The organism is Paraglaciecola sp. MB-3u-78 (assembly GCF_002835935.1).
Taxonomy (GTDB): domain Bacteria; phylum Pseudomonadota; class Gammaproteobacteria; order Enterobacterales; family Alteromonadaceae; genus Paraglaciecola.
The window spans coordinates 468,940-485,899 of sequence record NZ_PJCF01000004.1 but is presented as its reverse complement, the minus strand read 5'-3'; the positions used below and the strand labels follow the sequence as shown (position 1 = coordinate 485,899).

Annotated in this window: 11 protein-coding genes, 3 pseudogenes and 1 CRISPR repeat array (1 of these 15 cut by a window edge); of the genes and pseudogenes, 7 read left to right on the top strand and 7 right to left on the bottom strand. The window is 40.4% G+C overall.

All coding sequences use genetic code 11. The features are described from left to right. The first annotated feature begins 253 nt into the window (after positions 1-253). Together CXF95_RS08915 and CXF95_RS08910 are read left to right on the top strand one after the other, a co-directional pair. Positions 254-2,119: a TonB-dependent siderophore receptor gene (locus CXF95_RS08915; protein WP_101198342.1), complete on the top strand. Its 1,866-nt coding sequence runs from the start codon at positions 254-256 to the stop codon at positions 2,117-2,119. 179 nt (positions 2,120-2,298) lie between these two features. After that, a complete protein-coding gene (locus CXF95_RS08910; protein ID WP_101198341.1) occupies positions 2,299-2,802 on the top strand; it encodes a regulatory protein RecX in 504 nt (167 codons plus the stop codon). 223 nt (positions 2,803-3,025) lie between these two features. On the opposite strand, the gene CXF95_RS08905 is transcribed toward CXF95_RS08910, so the two are convergent. From CXF95_RS08905 to CXF95_RS08895, 3 genes are all read right to left on the bottom strand, one after another. Beyond that, entirely contained in the window at positions 3,026-3,352 is a 327-nt protein-coding gene (locus CXF95_RS08905; RefSeq protein ID WP_101198340.1) for a type II toxin-antitoxin system RelE/ParE family toxin, read from the bottom strand. Then, entirely contained in the window at positions 3,349-3,621 is a 273-nt protein-coding gene (locus CXF95_RS08900) for a type II toxin-antitoxin system Phd/YefM family antitoxin (protein WP_101198339.1), read from the bottom strand. Before CXF95_RS08900 ends, CXF95_RS08905 begins: the two co-directional genes overlap by 4 nt. Positions 3,622-4,008: 387 nt before the next feature. Beyond that, positions 4,009-5,436 carry an SDR family NAD(P)-dependent oxidoreductase gene (locus CXF95_RS08895; RefSeq protein WP_232787735.1) on the bottom strand — a complete coding sequence of 476 codons (1,428 nt, stop codon included), beginning with the start codon at positions 5,434-5,436 and terminating at the stop codon, positions 4,009-4,011. A 417-nt stretch (positions 5,437-5,853) separates the two neighbouring features. On the opposite strand from CXF95_RS08895, the gene CXF95_RS08890 reads away from it, so the two are divergent. Beyond that, complete coding sequence (locus tag CXF95_RS08890; RefSeq protein ID WP_101198337.1) at positions 5,854-6,273, top strand: ribosome recycling factor family protein; 420 nt, start codon at positions 5,854-5,856, stop codon at positions 6,271-6,273. Positions 6,274-6,590: 317 nt separating this feature from the next. Continuing rightward, positions 6,591-7,967, top strand: coding sequence for an IS4 family transposase (locus tag CXF95_RS08885; protein ID WP_101198336.1), 1,377 nt, complete (start codon positions 6,591-6,593; stop codon positions 7,965-7,967). A 156-nt stretch (positions 7,968-8,123) separates the two neighbouring features. Here the strand turns inward: CXF95_RS08885 and CXF95_RS08880 are convergent, their stop codons facing one another. Then, positions 8,124-9,200 (bottom strand): Fic family protein, encoded by a 1,077-nt coding sequence (locus CXF95_RS08880; protein WP_232787734.1) that lies wholly within the window; start codon positions 9,198-9,200, stop codon positions 8,124-8,126. A gap of 768 nt (positions 9,201-9,968) precedes the next feature. Here CXF95_RS08880 and CXF95_RS08870 point away from each other — a divergent pair. The 3 genes and pseudogenes from CXF95_RS08870 to CXF95_RS08850 all read left to right on the top strand — a co-directional run bounded on the left by CXF95_RS08870 (position 9,969) and on the right by CXF95_RS08850 (position 13,940). Then, the gene (locus CXF95_RS08870; RefSeq protein ID WP_157828111.1) at positions 9,969-10,310 is read left to right on the top strand and encodes a hypothetical protein; all 342 of its coding nucleotides are present in this window, start codon (positions 9,969-9,971) and stop codon (positions 10,308-10,310) included. 23 nt (positions 10,311-10,333) lie between these two features. Beyond that, a pseudogene (locus CXF95_RS08860) lies at positions 10,334-11,266 on the top strand (DUF2235 domain-containing protein). A 625-nt stretch (positions 11,267-11,891) separates the two neighbouring features. After that, a complete protein-coding gene (locus CXF95_RS08850) occupies positions 11,892-13,940 on the top strand; it encodes a cytochrome b5 domain-containing protein (RefSeq protein WP_101198331.1) in 2,049 nt (682 codons plus the stop codon). 18 nt (positions 13,941-13,958) lie between these two features. Here CXF95_RS08850 and CXF95_RS31390 read toward each other — a convergent pair. The 3 genes and pseudogenes from CXF95_RS31390 to CXF95_RS08835 form a co-directional block, all read right to left on the bottom strand. After that, positions 13,959-14,108: pseudogene (locus CXF95_RS31390) on the bottom strand (GMC oxidoreductase); the annotation flags it as partial. Positions 14,109-14,235: 127 nt separating this feature from the next. Then, entirely contained in the window at positions 14,236-15,219 is a 984-nt protein-coding gene (locus CXF95_RS08840; RefSeq protein ID WP_101198329.1) for a transposase, read from the bottom strand. Positions 15,220-15,333: 114 nt separating this feature from the next. Next, positions 15,334-15,876, bottom strand: a pseudogene (locus tag CXF95_RS08835) (transposase); the annotation flags it as partial. Between the two features lie 260 nt (positions 15,877-16,136). Then, positions 16,137-16,960: direct repeats of the CRISPR family, unit length 28 nt; unit sequence TTTCTAAGCTGCCTGTGCGGCAGTGAAC (it continues 2,024 nt past the right edge of the window).

Sequence of the window (16,960 nt, the reverse complement as noted above, 5' to 3'; positions counted from 1 at the left end):
CCACCCTTTTTATGCATCTATATTTTAACCGCTACGATACAATATTGACTAACGTAACGATTACTACCTTTCAACTTAACCTCAGCATTATCTAACGACCTTTTCGTTGGGTTGTTCCAATATATTAAGCTCCGTTGTATAGCACTAGTAGAAGAATGATTCATTCTCCTAGTCGTTCATATTGTTGTGTGAGGTAGCAGAAAAATAATCGTTTGTACCAGTAGTCCTAACACTGAAAATAGAGAGCATTAACATGAATCTGGTTGTACAAGTTGCTTTGCCTGCTTTGTTATTTAGCGTATCGGCTTTTTCATCGGCATCCGATGAGCCCGACAATAGCAATGAAGTAAAATATGTTGAGAAAATTACGGTTGAGGGATCAGCAACCGCGAATGATAAACCGGTGGGAACCTTTGGTTCACCCATTTCAAACCTGGAATATGATCCCCGTGTTGATCTACAGTCTCGCAATATGGCGGAAGCTCAAGCCGATGTGACGATCCGTGGCGGTATTTTCGAAAATACGGGCTTTAGAGTAGGCAGCGCCACATTATTTGATCCGCAAACCGGGCATTATTTTGCGGAAATTCCTATCGCTCAAGAAATGCTAAGTAACGCCAGTGTAATGACTGGCGTCGACAATGCGCATCTCGGTGTTAACAGTTCAGTAGGCACTGTTTCTCGCTACTGGACCCCCATAAAAACATCAGGTAGCGTTTCTATTGGCGCAGGTAATAATAACTTTAATCTACAACGAATTCACAGTGGTGTGACGTTGGCACTGGATGACGTTAATGATTGGACTATCGGTTTTGAAGGTGAGCTCTCTCGCTCTGAAAGTGACGGTACTATAGAAAATGGCGACCACCAATTTCAGCGCGTATCTGGTCGTATTCAGTTAGTTGGGCCATCATCACAAACAGACCTGTTTTTAGGTGTTCAGGAAAAATTCTTTGGTTGGCCAAATATGTACACCCCCTTTAATGTCAATGAAACTGAAGACACCAAAGCGCGACTATTAATATTTAATCATAAACAACAATATGCACAAGACAGCACATTTGAAGTGTCGACTTACTATCGTCGTCACAACGACCATTATATTTTTTCCCGTGAAAACCCCGATACATTCCAGGCTTTTCACGAAACTGAGGTTAAATCGATAGCGCTTTCCGGTCGCCATGGAAAAACAGCATCCTTTGCACTCAATTATTCTGCACAATTTATAACAGACGGTATTGAATCAACCAGCCTTGAAAATAACTTCACCACTCGTCGTTATTACAAGTTCAGTGTATTACCTGAATACCAAATAGATCTAAAAAATGATCAACAGTTAACGTATCGCCTCGGCGCTGCTTTTGACGATACTAATCGAGATAGCTCCGAAACATCACTGATTGGGGATATAACGTTGAACACCATAAATGCTGACGATACCTATCAAACTGTCTATCTTTCTTATGCCCAAGCCAGTCAAGTGCCTGGTTATACGGCTATCGGTGGCAGTAACAGCAGTGGGTTATTCAGAAGTAACTATGATCTTGAGCGAGAAACAACTAAAAACATTGAATTAGGCTTGGCATTAGACCACGACACTTGGCGTCTTGATTCTGCTATTTTTTATCGACAAGATAACGATTTAACCGATTGGACTTATAATTTAAGTTCAACCACTGCCCGTACCGCAAATCCAGTCGACATAAAGACATTAGGTTTAGAGTTACTTGCCATAAAGCGTTTTGACAACACAGAGATCATTACCAGCTATACCTTTCTTAAGAAATCTGAAGATTATGGCACTGCTGATATCGATGCTAGCTTTTATGCATTGAACTACCCAGATCATCGCGTCACATTAGGTGTTATTTGGCACCCTACCGACATGGTTGAAGTCCGCGTTGATAACGAGTGGCGTAAACAAGAAGAAAATACGCTACGCAACGGTGCCGACGATGCTTTATTCACACACCTAACGTTAAAGATAACGCCCTCGCAGTTTAAGGGACTAGATATTATGCTTGCGGCAGACAATCTTTGGGATGAATCTTTTGAAGAAATCCCTGGCACACCTGGCCGAGGAGAACAATATACAATCAGTGCAACTTACCACTGGTAAAATTGTATAACGTCCGGTGCATCGACCCCGACAACTAGCCTGACATAGAGGGTTGGTTGGGGTGATTCATTGTCGAATACTTTGCTTTAATGGATTTTTATGCCAGTCCTGTTTCAGCCGCTACGCCGCGAATCATGCTGGCACAACTTGTTGCACCTTTAAATTAGAAGATCTAAAACATGTTTAAAAAAAAGCAAGATGCAAAGCCTAAGGAGATAACGTACGAACGAGTGAAAGGCTATTACTTGTGGTTGATTGGCAAATATGGAGATTACACATCAAAAACCTTAATGCAAAAGGCAAACAGTTTATTCAAAGAAGATACCTCATTTAATGAGGAAGCGCTTAACCACCTTCTCGAACGAGGAATTGTTGATGATCTTCAGTATGCAAAACGCTTGACCCTAAGTTATTCAGAAAAGAATATTGGTCCCAACAAAATAAGACAAAAACTTTACGCCAAAGGCTTCACATCCCAAATAATCAATGAGTGCGTAGAATCATTAGATCACACTGAAGAAGACTATTTAGATAAAGCACTAGCACTTAAATTTAAAAAATTCGGTGAATCCCCAATTGTAGATGAAAAACTTAAACAAAAAGCATTAAGACATTTGATTGGGCAAGGGTTCTCATATTCAGTTGCCAATAAAGCGATTAGCCGCTCAGGTAAAGAGGATTAAGGCAATTCAGTATTTGCCAGAAGAAATGCAAACCAATAATTCTGCAAAATTCTGAAGGGTCAGGTACGTTGAAAAATAGAAATCATTTGATTTTTAAAGCGTTAAACAACTTGGAACTTCTATCACCGTATTAAGGATGGCGGTCTTCTTTATCTTCCCGAAGATTGGCGTGAGAACGACTATTTAAATTGACTACGAGCCCTTTTATTCCTTGTCTCCAATGTTATTTAAGTAAACGGTTACGCAACGCCTTTTGAATGCTTTGTCGTTGATGCAATACCATCACAACAAATACACTATTTTTTTCAACTCGGTAAATTACTCTAAACGGATCCGCTAGATACTGCTGATACCGTCTTCCCGTTTCTCTCACTAAAGTTGACACTTCACCACCCCGCTCTGGCATCGTTTTTAATTGTTCAATTGCACTTTCTATTAACGATATTAGGTAAGTGACTATTTTTTGATCACTATGGCTTAGATAAAAATCACTAATTTGTTCTAAATCTTTTAAAGCAGAACGCGTGATTTCAACAGAGTACTTTTTCACAACGAGTGACGTTTTCTAAGTTGTGCGATGACATCATCTGCAGGGATAGTATTGCCCTGAGCAATATCATGTTCACTTTGTGCCAACATTTTAAGCATGGCTAAGGTTTCTTGCGTTTGTTCGTACTCGTGTACCGATTGCACCACCATAGCTGGCTCGCCATTTTGGGTTATCACATAATGTTCCCCATCTTCTTTTAACTCTTGCGCAATTTTGGCCGCATTCGCTTTTAAATAACTGATAGGTTTGGTGTGGGTTAATAAACTCATTTCTATCTCCAACGATTAATTCAATACAACAATAAGACCAAATATAGACTTAATTTAGTCTTATTACCATTTTCAAATTGGACGGATTAGCATACTGCGCGTTCACTCAGTAGCTTCATAACTGGAACTGGGGAACTGGAACTGTGGTGTTAAAACTCAGAAGTATGATTGCTGGCAATTTTAATGCTCGAATATTCGTGGGGATCCCTCAGGGACAGGTTCGTTGAAAAATAGAAATCATTTGATTTTTAATGCGTTAAACAACTTGGAACTACTATCACTGTATTAAAGTTGGCGGTCTTCTTTATCTCCCCGCAGATTGGCGAGAAAACGACTATTTAAATTGACTACGCCCCCTTTTAAACTGCAAAATTAAGACCTACCCCCTTATGTGCGTCGTTTTGGTTTAGTCGCCGCAGTTGTTTTTTCTAATTTTTCCAGCTCCACTAGCAACTGCTTTCTCTGAGCGGCAGTTTCAACTGTACGTTTTGAAAGATGACTAGGGTGCTGCTCTCGATCTAGCCAAAACTTACCAGATACTTTACTCGCTTCTGTAGCAGCGGCTAGCCAAGTAATAGTATCCGCGCCCTGCTCAGGTTTACGCAGTAAACACTTAGTCACTTGATAAAACTCTGGCAAAGCATTGACAACCCCAGGCGTGTCTACCCAGCCAGGATGCATTGCATTGACGCTTATATCATCACCTTGCCAGCGCTTAGCCCATTCTTCGGTCAAGATCATTAAGCCGCGTTTTGCTCTCGCATATGCAGTAGAGCCTGAGTATTCACCCCGTTGGCTTTGTAAGTCGTTGACCTGGATCTTTTGCGAGTACATTCCGCCCGACAGTACGTTAACGACTCTTGCTGACTCAGACTTTGCCAGTAATGGATGCAATCGTTCGGTAAGGATATAAGGCCCAAGTAGCAACAAGGCAAAACTCTGCTCTAAACCTTCAGTGGTTTGTTTGCGGGGATTAAACAAAGCGCCGGCATTATTAATTAATATATCAACCGGTTTACCTGCTTTAAGTAGACGGTCTGCCAACGCATGTACATCTTTCATTAGCGACATATCGGCAAGCTCTATATTGATTCGAGTATGACCAGTTTGCTCTATTAGTTCACGTACAACTTGCTGAGCTTTGTTTTTATCACGTACTAACAATGTTAACTCTGCGCCAAGTTCAGCCAATTGTTTCGCAGCTGCCAAACCAATACCGGAAGTAGCTCCTGTTATGATTGCATGGCGATCATGCATATATGCCGACAGCGCATTCCAGTGCTTACGGGAATTTGTATAACCCAAGCGAGTAAAACGCCAGACACCTGGCAGTATTAGCTTGTCGGCGACTGCCAGAACTTTTGACGCCTTGGGAGTAGTAAAATTGTCTTCTAACGCTTTTCTTAAGCCTTCAAGTGCAATGTTGCCGACCCGATCCATTACCGCAGGATTTAATCGACTGATAATCGCTACGGGCGCCGGGAAGTTAAAGTTAGCGATATAACGCACCTTGGTGCCGGTATCAGTATCGGTAAATATAATCTCTTCTACGGCTGTAAATAGTTTTGAATCGACCGTCATTAGCAGCCGCTTATTAACTTCAAATTCAATAATTTCGTAGTACAGAGTAAAGCCTACTTTCATGTCGATCTGATAGCGACTGCCGACGCTGGGTTTCCCACTAGATAGCTTCAAGGCCTTAGCTACAGCAGGATCCCATTGCTCAATACGTGAGAACTCACTCACGTAGGCAAATGCCTCATGGAGCTTGCGTGTCACTTCAATAGTTTTATCTAGGGTAGTAATATTACTCATACTAGGTTCCATCGTTAACAGATAGTTGAAAAAAATACGCAGCGAAGAGCAGTTTAGTTCAGCGATGAGTTAAATGATTTACGGCGTCTAAGAAAGGGCCAGGGCCAGATCAAAATTAGATAAAAGGGTCATAGGCTTTCATATTACCATCATCAGCAAAGAACACTGGCCGGTTTTACCCCGTTGAATAATATGTTGTGGCACACCAACCACTGAAACTCTTGGCTTTCTTGGCAAAAGAATGACTTAGTTGAAGAGATTCAATTAAGGTTAACTTTTAATTTGGAGCTGCCCCCCTTTTTATCCTGTATCTGGCCCTTTTATCTCTTTTTATTAGCAAAAAAAAGTGGGGAAATATCCTACTTAATGATTTAATAGTGAGTCATAAAGCCTTATTAAACTTGCGCACTCACAGTCATGAATGAAGATATTAACATTGCGCTTCCTTCTCTTATTCACCGAATCGGGGGCGAGACAGCTAAACAAGCTAAAGCAATGGCATTACAGTATGAATGCGAATTAAAACGAGTACGTCGCTCAAGAAATTGGAGTGTAACGGGTGATGCGATAAAGGTTCAAACTTACGCCGTACAGCTAAAAGCACATCAAATGATTTCACAGAAGTTAAATAAACAAGGTGATGGTGAGTTTCATTACCTTATCAAGAAGATTGAAACTGCTTTATTGGGACATGCTGATAAATTAGAAACGTTAGAAGCAAAGTTGATTCGATTGATCACCCAAATCCCAAGTATCACGTTATCAAAATTGGTATTACTTACCCATTGCACTGAGGCAGAGGCAAGAGTTGCTCGCTTTGAGGCTGAAAGCTGGTAATGATGCATCTATTTTCGAAGTGATAACAGTGTAACGACAAATCGCATCATTAACAGCCTTTACTAATTTGGGTACATTGAAATTATAAAGATACCCATCGTAATAAATCGAAAAACTAATTTTTTGAGCTGCTCGTTATTATGGGTGACTGGTTAATGGTTTAATTTGGATCTGACCCGAATGGCGCTTAATTAAGGATATATTATTTAATAAACAAATGGTTAAGTTAATTGTTTATCTAAATAAAAACCAAAAAAGGCAGAGAGTCCTGTAAAATATTTTCACCACAAAAACGTTCACAAAAGCTCTCTACCTCAATGTCCATTATCTCCCAATTTTATCTTTCTCAACAGTCAAAAATTAAAAAATACGCAACAAACATCACAGCAACCGACTTTCTTGAGTTGTTGTACAATGATGAATGGCTTTCAATAGTAGAAGAGAATATCCCCGAATACAGGGAGCAAATTTACACGCCCATGCAAACATTATCTATGTTTATGGCTCAAGCTCTAAGTGATGATCGTTCTTGCAGTAAAGCTGTTAATGACCTGATTATTCAAACCCAATCACAAGAAAATTCGCGAACAATCAGCCCCAATACTGGAGCGTACTGTCTTGCCCGGCAGAAATTACCTTTAGCTTTGTTAACTCAGCTTACCGTTAAAGTGGGTAATAGTATTTCTCAAAATACTCCCCCTCAATGGAAATGGTTTGGCCGGTCTGTTCGACTGATTGATGGTACGACAATATCAATGCCGGACACTGAAAAATCACAGGTTGCTTACCCACAACCAAAGAATCAAAAAGAAGGGCTAGGTTTCCCTATATGCCGGTTACTCGCAGTAAGTTGTTTGCACACAGGTGTTATCCTTAATGCATCAATAGGACCTTGTAAAGGTAAAGGAAGTGATGAGAAAAGTTTGCTTCGTAATGTACTCGATACCTTTAACGTTGGGGATATAGTGGTAGGCGATGCTTTTTTTGGAAGTTATTTTTTATTGGTTGAAATGATGAACAGAGGTGTTGATGTGCTGTTTGAACAACTAGGCCCTCGCAAATTAATGACCGATTTTGGAAAAGGTATCGCGTTAGCTAAAAAAGACCACTTAATCGATTTCAGTAAACCTAAAATAAAACCAGATTGGATGACTCAGAAAGCCTTTCATGAAGCACCTGAAAAAATTACCATTCGAGAATTTAAGGTCGGTCAAAAAACGCTTATTACCACTATGCTAGCTGCAAAGGAGTATCCTAAAAAAGAGCTAGGTGCGTTGTTTAAACAACGTTGGCATGTTGAAGTCGATTTTAGAAACCTCAAGACGACATTAGGTCTGGTTGTACTGAGTTGTAAAACACCTGAAATGTGTCAAAAGGAGATGTGGGTGTACTTTTTGGCCAATAATCTAATCCGGTTATTAATGGCGCAAGCCGCCGTTGAGCAAGACTTACTACCAAGGCAACTGAGTTTTAAACATACGGTACAAATATGGAACACGTATTTTTTATTGGAAAAAGCGTTGGATGCTCCGATGTTTGCCTTGATAGCAAAGCGGCTCGTAGGCAACAGACCTGGAAGGATGGAGCCCAGAGCCATCAAGCGGCGACCCAAACCCTATAAGTTATTGATGATCCCTAGGTCTGAAGCCAGACAAGATATTATGAAGAATGGTCACCCACAAAAGATGAAGTAACTATTTGATATCATGTGATTTTATCCTTAATTAAGTGCCATTCGGATCTGACCCTTTTATTCACTTTTATTCCTAAGACGCATATCCCCCGTACTTAAAAGTTTACTCTGACCTTAGGTATTCGTTTATGCGTTTTGGCTAATGCTTAGCTAAGTATTATTCATCGGATAAAAGTGCATAAAGTTGTGTGTTTAGGTAATAGTTGTCTTTGCCTAGTTTGTGTTTGGTTAACACGCCTATATCCACCAGTTGGTTTAAATATTTACTGGCGGTGTTGCGGTGTATGTTGAGATCTTGGGTAATAAACTCGACTTTGGTGTAAGGATGAATAAACAAATTATTAATTAACTCGTGGCTATACATTTTAGGCAATTGGGCTTTAATGGTTTGTTTGGTGCTTTGCATTAAAGCAATTAAACCTTTAATGGTTTTTAAGGTATCTTGGCTGGTGACTTGTAATGCTTTTAACATAAACAGTAACCACGCTTGCCAGTCGTTATTATCACGCACGCCTTGTAATAACTGATAATACTGGGCTTTGTTTTTATTAAGATAGCGGGATAAATACAGAATGGGCGCACCCAGTAATTTTTGCTTACTGAGATATAAAATATTGATAATACGGCCGGTTCGGCCATTGCCATCGTAAAACGGGTGAATGCTTTCAAATTGGTGATGTATTAGCGCCATTTTGACGAGTTCGTCGTAATCACACAACTCATCATTATTAATAAAGTTTTCTAGGTCGCCCATTAATTCGATTATGTGCTGGCCGGTTTGCGGTGGGGTATACACTACTTGTGCATTTTGTTGATTAACCAGCTGCGTACCACCTTGAGTTCTAAAGCCAGCGTCGTTATTTTCGATAATGCGTTGAATGTCGATAATAGTGTTATTGGTGAGCAAGCCGGTTTTAATAATGGTGTTATAACCCGTTTCTAAGGCTTGGGCATAGTTGTGTACTTCTTTGGCGCTGGTGGATAAAAATTGCTGAGATTGGTAGTTGCTACGATACAAATCATCTTGGGTGGTAATGATGTTTTCAATTTCAGAGCTTTCTTTGGCTTCTTGTAACGAAAGCGTGGCTAACAGCAAGTATTGGTTAGGCATAGTCACCGCTAGGCCTTTTAGTTCACCTAAAGCTTGGTGAGCCTTGGCTGTGGCTTTTAATACTGCTTTGCTTTCTATGTCACCTAGTTGCTCAAGTGGCATAAAATTATAATCACAATTCAATTTCTATTACCTTCAATCTTATGCTTATTGGTATAAGTGCCTAACAAAAGCTGTTTTTTGTGCACGTGCATTTTATGTGCACACACTTTCACACTTTGTTGTGCATATATCAATAACATAAATAAAACGGGAGTCAGGTTCAACTTAATTCCTACACCCCAGTTAGCTTCTCTTTTTCTGTGGGTGGGCTGGGCGACCCATTTTTTTATCTTTCATTCTTCTGCCTGTTAAGGCTTCTATCTCTTGCTTGAATTACTCATTACCAATGGCCATTCCCTTATTCGAATTGAAGCGAATAGCTTCAAGTAATTTACCTTCGAAATTATAAAGATACCCATCGTAATAAATCGAAAAACTAATTTTTTTAGCCGATCGTTATTATGGGTGACTGGTTAATGGTTTAATTTGGATTTGCCCCTTTTATTTCTTTTTACCCATTCAAAATTAATGTAGCCAAAGGGAGACTTTAGGTTGCACCGCGAAGGTGTAAGCAGTAGGGTAGAAAAAAAGAGAAATATTTTGGGCGCTGGATCTCGTGCGTTAGCGATGCGATGCATACAGGACTTAGCGGGACAGCTACGATAACTGAACGTAAATTTAGTTGTTTTGAAACCTGTTATCATAGTTTTCCTGTTAACTTCGGCAACCACTACGTTTCAACGTCTTGTCCCATTGGTTCGAGTAAATAGAAGGTTTAATCCAAATTAAACTCTGTTTCGAATGCTAAGCTCACTTAGTGAGATATTACTACTCAAAGGAAGAGGGAATATGAGAAATATAATTCGACCGGTGTTGCTCTGTTGCATCATTGGGAGTTTGGCCGGATGCGCCACGATGACAATTGAAGGTGATGGTCAAAAAACAGCCCAGTCAAAAACAGGAACACATACCGTACACGGCACATATTACAACTTTGTTTGGTCACAACCTCCGGTGGATAAATGCGATAATAATAGAGGCCTCTACCGTGTGCGATACCATACCAACTTAGTATATGCGTTAGTGTCGGTTGTGTCTCTGGGACTCTATGTGCCACAGACTGCCCAATGGTGGTGCGACGGTGCATCGGTTCTAGTGGGTGATGAAGACGTTTATATCCCGGGTCAATAAAATAATTTTAAGGAAATATTAAAGTGACTAAAATCCGGAATTTAATTATTGGCTGTGATGGTACCTGGAATGATACAGATACATCAGCCCTCACCAATGTCGCAAAATTGTTGAACGCATGCACGGGGAAAAATCAGCTAACACATTATGAAGAGGGTGTCGGTACTGCGCATTGGGAAGCCCTTCCCGGTGGTATTTATGGTAAAGGGTTGGATCGGTAGATTCTCGGAGCATATCGTTTCTTGAGAAAACGGTTTGCGGACAAAAAGTGGAAAAGAGAAGAAAATAAAGTCTTTATTTTTGGTTTCAGCAGAGGTTCTTATGCCGCCCGTCGCTTGGCCGGTTTGATTTCATATTGCGGTATACCAAAAAAAGCAGGTGATGTTGAGCTTGCCTGGCAGCTTTATCTGAAGCGTGACGTTAGCAGTGCTGATGAGTTAAAGAATAAAGGTGTTTTTTTCGATATTCCGCTGGAAATGCTGGGTGTCTGGGACACAGTGAAAACAACCACCGATGAAGATTTTAACGACCACAAACTGCCTGCGTGCGTTGTTGCCGGCTACCACGCAATGGCAATCGATGAAAAACGAAAGTTTTTCCCGGTCCTAAAATGGCTTAACGAATCGCGTGTTAAGCAGGTGTGGTTCTCCGGAGTACACGCAGATATCGGTGGCGGGTATACTGAATGTGGGCTGTCTGATATCCCATTGCAATGGATGATCGATCGTGGCTATAAGCATGGCCTGAGGTGTAAAACGAGTGCCGTCAAACAACTTAAAAGAGACCCTTGCGCAGAGTTGCACAATTCATACGATGGGATCTGGAAGGCTTTTGGTTCAAAAAAACGTTCAATAGCCCAATCAGCTGCAGTGCATTCTTCAACCCAGAAGCGTATTGAGAACATGGCGGCGTACAGACCCTCTAATTTGCCTGCGGAACCGAACTATGAAACATAAGACTTAGGGGTTAAATGGGGTCAGCTCCAAATTAAACAGATTTATTTTTTTCGTCATCTGAATGGCCTGCCCCGGAAGTGTGGGGTCACGGAAGTGTTTACATACATTGCCGCCTGGCAGGAAACTTGGATGGCGTAAGAGTTAATTTAACTTTGTTCTTGACCCCGATAGTTGTTTGACCCCGATAGTTTATGCTGACCCCGATAGTTTTACCATACCAAGTAGAGGAATTGCATCCTGGGCGGCCTCCGCTCCGATCTTCTACCGATTTATCTCGGCGCACTGGGTGTCCCTGCAATTTCGACAGCCTTGGGTGGCTAATAATCCGTCAAACAACAGCCAAATTAAGTTAATAATGAGCAAGCCAGGCATCACTAAGTCGAGTATTAGCCATGCTCCTTTGTGGTGAGATTTAAGTTTGGAATAACTAAAGTTAAGCATTCATAAAACAGCCGTGTTTGCATATTAAGTAAGAGTTTCATAAACAAAATATAGATAAAATAAACCATAAGCCTGTCCCACCATTTAGTTCAATCAGCCAAATCCCAATAAAATCAATGCCTGTTGTATAGATCAGGCTTATGGTTTATTTTACCCATATTCAAACTGCACCTTATTTTCAATTATGGATCATGAAAAATTACCTGAATTTAATCTTGAGCAAATTAAAACTATGCCTGCATCTAGGGTGGTTATTATTTTCAATGGTTATGTTTGTGATGTAACAGAATTTCTGAAGTTACACCCAGGTGGTGGTGAAATTTTATTAAAGTATAATCGTCAGGATGCGACAAAAGAATTTGAAAAAATAGGCCATTCTAGTGATGCAAGAGAATTACTTAAAGAATATGTTGTTGGCTATGTTGCTAATACAAATATAAATGAGTTAGAAGTAGATAAAAATCTTTCAGTTTTTCATCAAAAATTACTTCATATCAAGAACAAATTGATGACTCATGAAGATCCTTTTTTCTTTCATAAAATATTTGGCCTGTTGATTCTTGTGCATATATTTATGCGCTCATCAGTGATGGTGTTTGAATCTAGTGATACCTTATTTGGTAATAGTTATTTTGGTTTAACTATGGAGACCATGTTTCCTGTTTGGCTTATGTTACTTTTTGCAATATGCCATGGGTTTTTAAGCCTTTCTAGTTTGATATTTCATGTTCCTAAACATGCCAATCAAAACAAACCTATGATTCATAGCATGTTTCGTGCTCATAGTATCTGCTTTGCATTGCGAGCAGTGTTGGTAATGATTGTTGATCTCATTATTGCTGATCCTCAAATACAGCAGTTTATAATTTGTTTAATTGTCATTTCTTGTTTTTATTCATCTGACATCATATCTGATCGTTTAACGGCTAGTGATGATAGATATAAAACGACAGATTCAATGCCATATTGGCCTGACTGCTCACCTATAAGGCAAAACATTCATAAATTATCATATGCATTTGCACAATATCTCGCATCTGTTATTTGTATATTTGGCACTTATGAGTCAGTGTTTTTTACTTTGCCTGCAATTCAAGGGGCTGCATTTTTGATGACCCTAACAAGGAAAAACTTAATTTCTCCTTATGCATATCATCAAATTTATACATTCTTATTGTTTTATGCAGTTCCATTTTTCCTTATAATTGCGCCAATCAAAATTTCACTTGTTATCGCTATTGCTGCAGTTTGTTTATACCTAAGAACAATAAAAGTTAATAAGTACCTAATATGGGGTCCAATATTATTAGTGGCGACCTATAAAGCGATACCTGATGATCTAGTCCTTGATTATTATTTATATTATTATTTTTCAGCGACTATTATTCTGCTGTGTGCAATTTTCATGTACTTAAGTAATAAGTTAGAGCGCAAGCAGCTTAATGGTAAAGGTGGCAGTAGACTTGATTTAAATAATCGGGTGCTATCTTGCAATAAAATTAGTACCGATGGTTATGAACTCATCATTCGCACTAAAATGCCTATTTATCTTAATGTTGGTCAACATATTCTTATACAAGTTAATGATTCATTAAGTCGCAAATATACGCCTATTTGGCACAAATACTTGCCTGAAACAGATCAAACATTAATTGCTCTGCGCATTAAAAAATATACTAATGAGCATTATATGACCGCATCATCATATTTAGCGAGTAGAAAAGACGGCTCTGTACTTGCACTATTTGGTCCACATGGTAGTAAATATTATTGTGTTAAGAATAAATCCATAATTGATTCTGTTAATAATAAAGCTTATGAATTAACTAAAAATAATATATATCTTATCTCTGCTGGCACTGGTATTACTCCTATATATCAGTTAGCTAAAAATATAATCAGTAATCAATCAAAGCATGTGAAGCTGATAACATGTGATAGAACCTTCGAACATCAAATTATGAAAGATGAGCTTATTGAACTCAAAAAAGAAAATCCTAAGCTTTTAAATTGGACTTGCTTTTTAAGTGGTCAAAATACGAGTGTGCCAGATGGCTTTCCAGGGGAGCTTAGAACTGAAAGATTAAGTGGCATACATTTAAACGAAATTACACAAGCTATTGGATCTAGCATCGTTATTCTTTGTGGCCCAAATGGTTGGCAAGATATGATTTGCGAAAATTTGAAAATGGGCGACGCTGCAAATGCTAAATTAAATATTTTGTGTTGGTAAATAAGATCATCGGCGGGATCATGCATACTGCTGTTTGATTAGATCCGATATGCGTTCTGCAATCATGATTGTAGGCGCATTGGTATTGCCACTAATTAGCGTTGGCATAACCGATGCATGTACAACTCTTAAGTGTCGCATGCCCATTACCATGCCTGTCCTGTTAACTCTTCTCCTGTTAACTCTGTTTAAGGTATTCAGTTGTTTAGATGAAAAAAAGTAGAATAATGCGGGCGTATCTGAATTTAAGGCACGGTTATGCCATTTAGGTATTTGGCATCATGAATTTATGAGGTTATGCGCAGCGTAACAAGGTTTTTGCTTTGCCCATGCCACGCATCCGTTGATGGCCAGTATGGGCTTTAAATTCACACATCATTTGCTCGGCACCTGCGGCGTAGCAGAAGTGTTTTTCAAATTCGGTCGCAAGCGTGAGCCATTGTTCACTGTTTAGGCCTAGACGCGCCAATATCGGGCTATGGCTATGCGTTATGTGCCCGGCTTTGTCTTCTCGTACACACCTGCCTGTGGTATCCACTAATTCGCAATAATCCTTGAGGCTAAAGGCAATGCCTTTGGGCATATTTTGTCTAGGGTTGCCCACAAAGGGCATAAGTTGACGGGGCTGCCTGCGCTTTTGTTTAACAGCTTTAATGCGCTTTTGAATGCTGGTGTGTTTGGAGGTTTCGGGAGTGCTGGTCATCTTGGCACGAATGGGGTTGAGGTCAACGTAGGCCATACACGCTAACACCGCACTTTCGTCTAACAAGGCCTGAGATTTAAAACGCCCCTCCCAAAATCTACCCGTACAGCCATCTTCTTTGTTGGCTTCGCGGGCAATAAATTCATTGAGGTTGCGCATAAACCAGCTGATGTCATGTAAACGACTTCGGTACGCTTTGATTGTATCTTGTAACGTCACTTCCTCACCCGGACTAAGGGTCTCATCTCGCATACGCTTTTGCGTAATCAAGGTGCCTTTGTATAAAGTATGCCACAGGCTAATGACTTGTTTATCACTCCACCCTTGTGCTTTATCTACGTCAACATGTACGACCACATGTACATGATTACTCATCACGGCATAAGCGCATATATCAATTGCATACACTGATGACAAGTACAACAGACGCTCTTCTACCCATGCCCGCCTATGCTCAAAGCTTTGACCAGAATAACTGTCCACACCACACAAGAATGACCGACGCACACAACGGGATACGCAGTGGTAATAAGGTGTATCCGACAAACACACCAAACTCTCTCGTTTTTGGGTCATGGGGTACCCACTTAGTTAACAATCCGTATCTTAAAATATAGAACAGGTTATTAAATAGTCAATTTATAATGGGTAAATAGTCAATTTATAATGGGTGTCCCTGTAAATTGATTTAATACACGCTAACACCGCACTTTCGTCTAACAAGGCCTGAGATTTAAAACGCCCCTCCCAAAATCTACCCGTACAGCCATCTTCTTTGTTGGCTTCGCGGGCAATAAATTCATTGAGGTTGCGCATAAACCAGCTGATGTCATGTAAACGACTTCGGTACGCTTTGATTGTATCTTGTAACGTCACTTCCTCACCCGGACTAAGGGTCTCATCTCGCATACGCTTTTGCGTAATCAAGGTGCCTTTGTATAAAGTATGCCACAGGCTAATGACTTGTTTATCACTCCACCCTTGTGCTTTATCTACGTCAACATGTACGACCACATGTACATGATTACTCATCACGGCATAAGCGCATATATCAATTGCATACACTGATGACAAGTACAACAGACGCTCTTCTACCCATGCCCGCCTATGCTCAAAGCTTTGACCAGAATAACTGTCCACACCACACAAGAATGACCGACGCACACAACGGGATACGCAGTGGTAATAAGGTGTATCCGACAAACACACCAAACTCTCTCGTTTTTGGGTCATGGGGTACCCACTTAGTTAACAATCCGTATCTTAAAATATAGAACAGGTTATTAAATAGTCAATTTATAATGGGTGTCCCTGTAAATTGATAATGGGTAAATAGTCAATTTATAATGGGTGTCCCTGTAAATTCCTGTAAATTGATTTATAATGGGTGTCCCTGTAAATTGGGTCTGCAGTCAATTTATAATGGGTGTCCCTGTAAATTCCTGTAAATTGATTTATAATGGGTGTCCCTGTAAATTGGGTCTGCAATGGGTGTCCCTGTAAATTGGGTCTGCAGTGAACAATTGGAGAATTATTGATGGATATTATTGTAGTTTCTAAGCTGCCTGTGCGGCAGTGAACGATTCTAAATTTAATTCAGATGTTGACATGCTTTTCTAAGCTGCCTGTGCGGCAGTGAACCTACGGCATCTTGAACATTAGATTTGCCATTCTTTCTAAGCTGCCTGTGCGGCAGTGAACAAGAATTTTCAACTATACTGCGCGACCCTGACTTTCTAAGCTGCCTGTGCGGCAGTGAACTTTCATCAATGCAAATAATGCCCTGCACTGGTTTTCTAAGCTGCCTGTGCGGCAGTGAACAGCCGTCAGATACATCACTCGATACATCAACATTTCTAAGCTGCCTGTGCGGCAGTGAACAGGCTTTGGCAGTTGGTGAGGCTACTATTCGCTTTCTAAGCTGCCTGTGCGGCAGTGAACCACACATTAAAAAGCCCCAACGGTTAGGTTGATTTCTAAGCTGCCTGTGCGGCAGTGAACTTACTCTGCCGTTCACGGCCATTATTGCTATGTTTCTAAGCTGCCTGTGCGGCAGTGAACTTAGTACCGTTAGTCCAGCGTCAGGGTCAAACTTTCTAAGCTGCCTGTGCGGCAGTGAACATCACCACCAATTTCGGAGTCGTTCTTGGCTTTTTCTAAGCTGCCTGTGCGGCAGTGAACGCTTAGGCGCGGTGGGCACTATTTACTTAAATTTTCTAAGCTGCCTGTGCGGCAGTGAACTACCGTTAGGCGCACCAAGGTCATTGAATCGTTTTCTAAGCTGCCTGTGCGGCAGTGAACATGGTTAGATAGTTGC

Excerpts from the sequence above, each read along its gene's own strand:
- CXF95_RS08915 (WP_101198342.1), top strand. The coding sequence starts at position 254 with ATGAATCTGGTTGTACAAGTTGCTTTGCCTGCTTTGTTATTTAGCGTA.
- CXF95_RS08910 (WP_101198341.1), top strand. The coding sequence starts at position 2,299 with ATGTTTAAAAAAAAGCAAGATGCAAAGCCTAAGGAGATAACGTACGAA.
- CXF95_RS08900 (WP_101198339.1), bottom strand. The coding sequence starts at position 3,621 with ATGAGTTTATTAACCCACACCAAACCTATCAGTTATTTAAAAGCGAAT.
- CXF95_RS08895 (WP_232787735.1), bottom strand. The coding sequence starts at position 5,436 with ATGAGTAATATTACTACCCTAGATAAAACTATTGAAGTGACACGCAAG.
- CXF95_RS08890 (WP_101198337.1), top strand. The coding sequence starts at position 5,854 with ATGAATGAAGATATTAACATTGCGCTTCCTTCTCTTATTCACCGAATC.
- CXF95_RS08885 (WP_101198336.1), top strand. The coding sequence starts at position 6,591 with ATGTCCATTATCTCCCAATTTTATCTTTCTCAACAGTCAAAAATTAAA.
- CXF95_RS08870 (WP_157828111.1), top strand. The coding sequence starts at position 9,969 with ATGAGAAATATAATTCGACCGGTGTTGCTCTGTTGCATCATTGGGAGT.
- CXF95_RS08850 (WP_101198331.1), top strand. The coding sequence starts at position 11,892 with ATGGATCATGAAAAATTACCTGAATTTAATCTTGAGCAAATTAAAACT.
- CXF95_RS08840 (WP_101198329.1), bottom strand. The coding sequence starts at position 15,219 with ATGACCCAAAAACGAGAGAGTTTGGTGTGTTTGTCGGATACACCTTAT.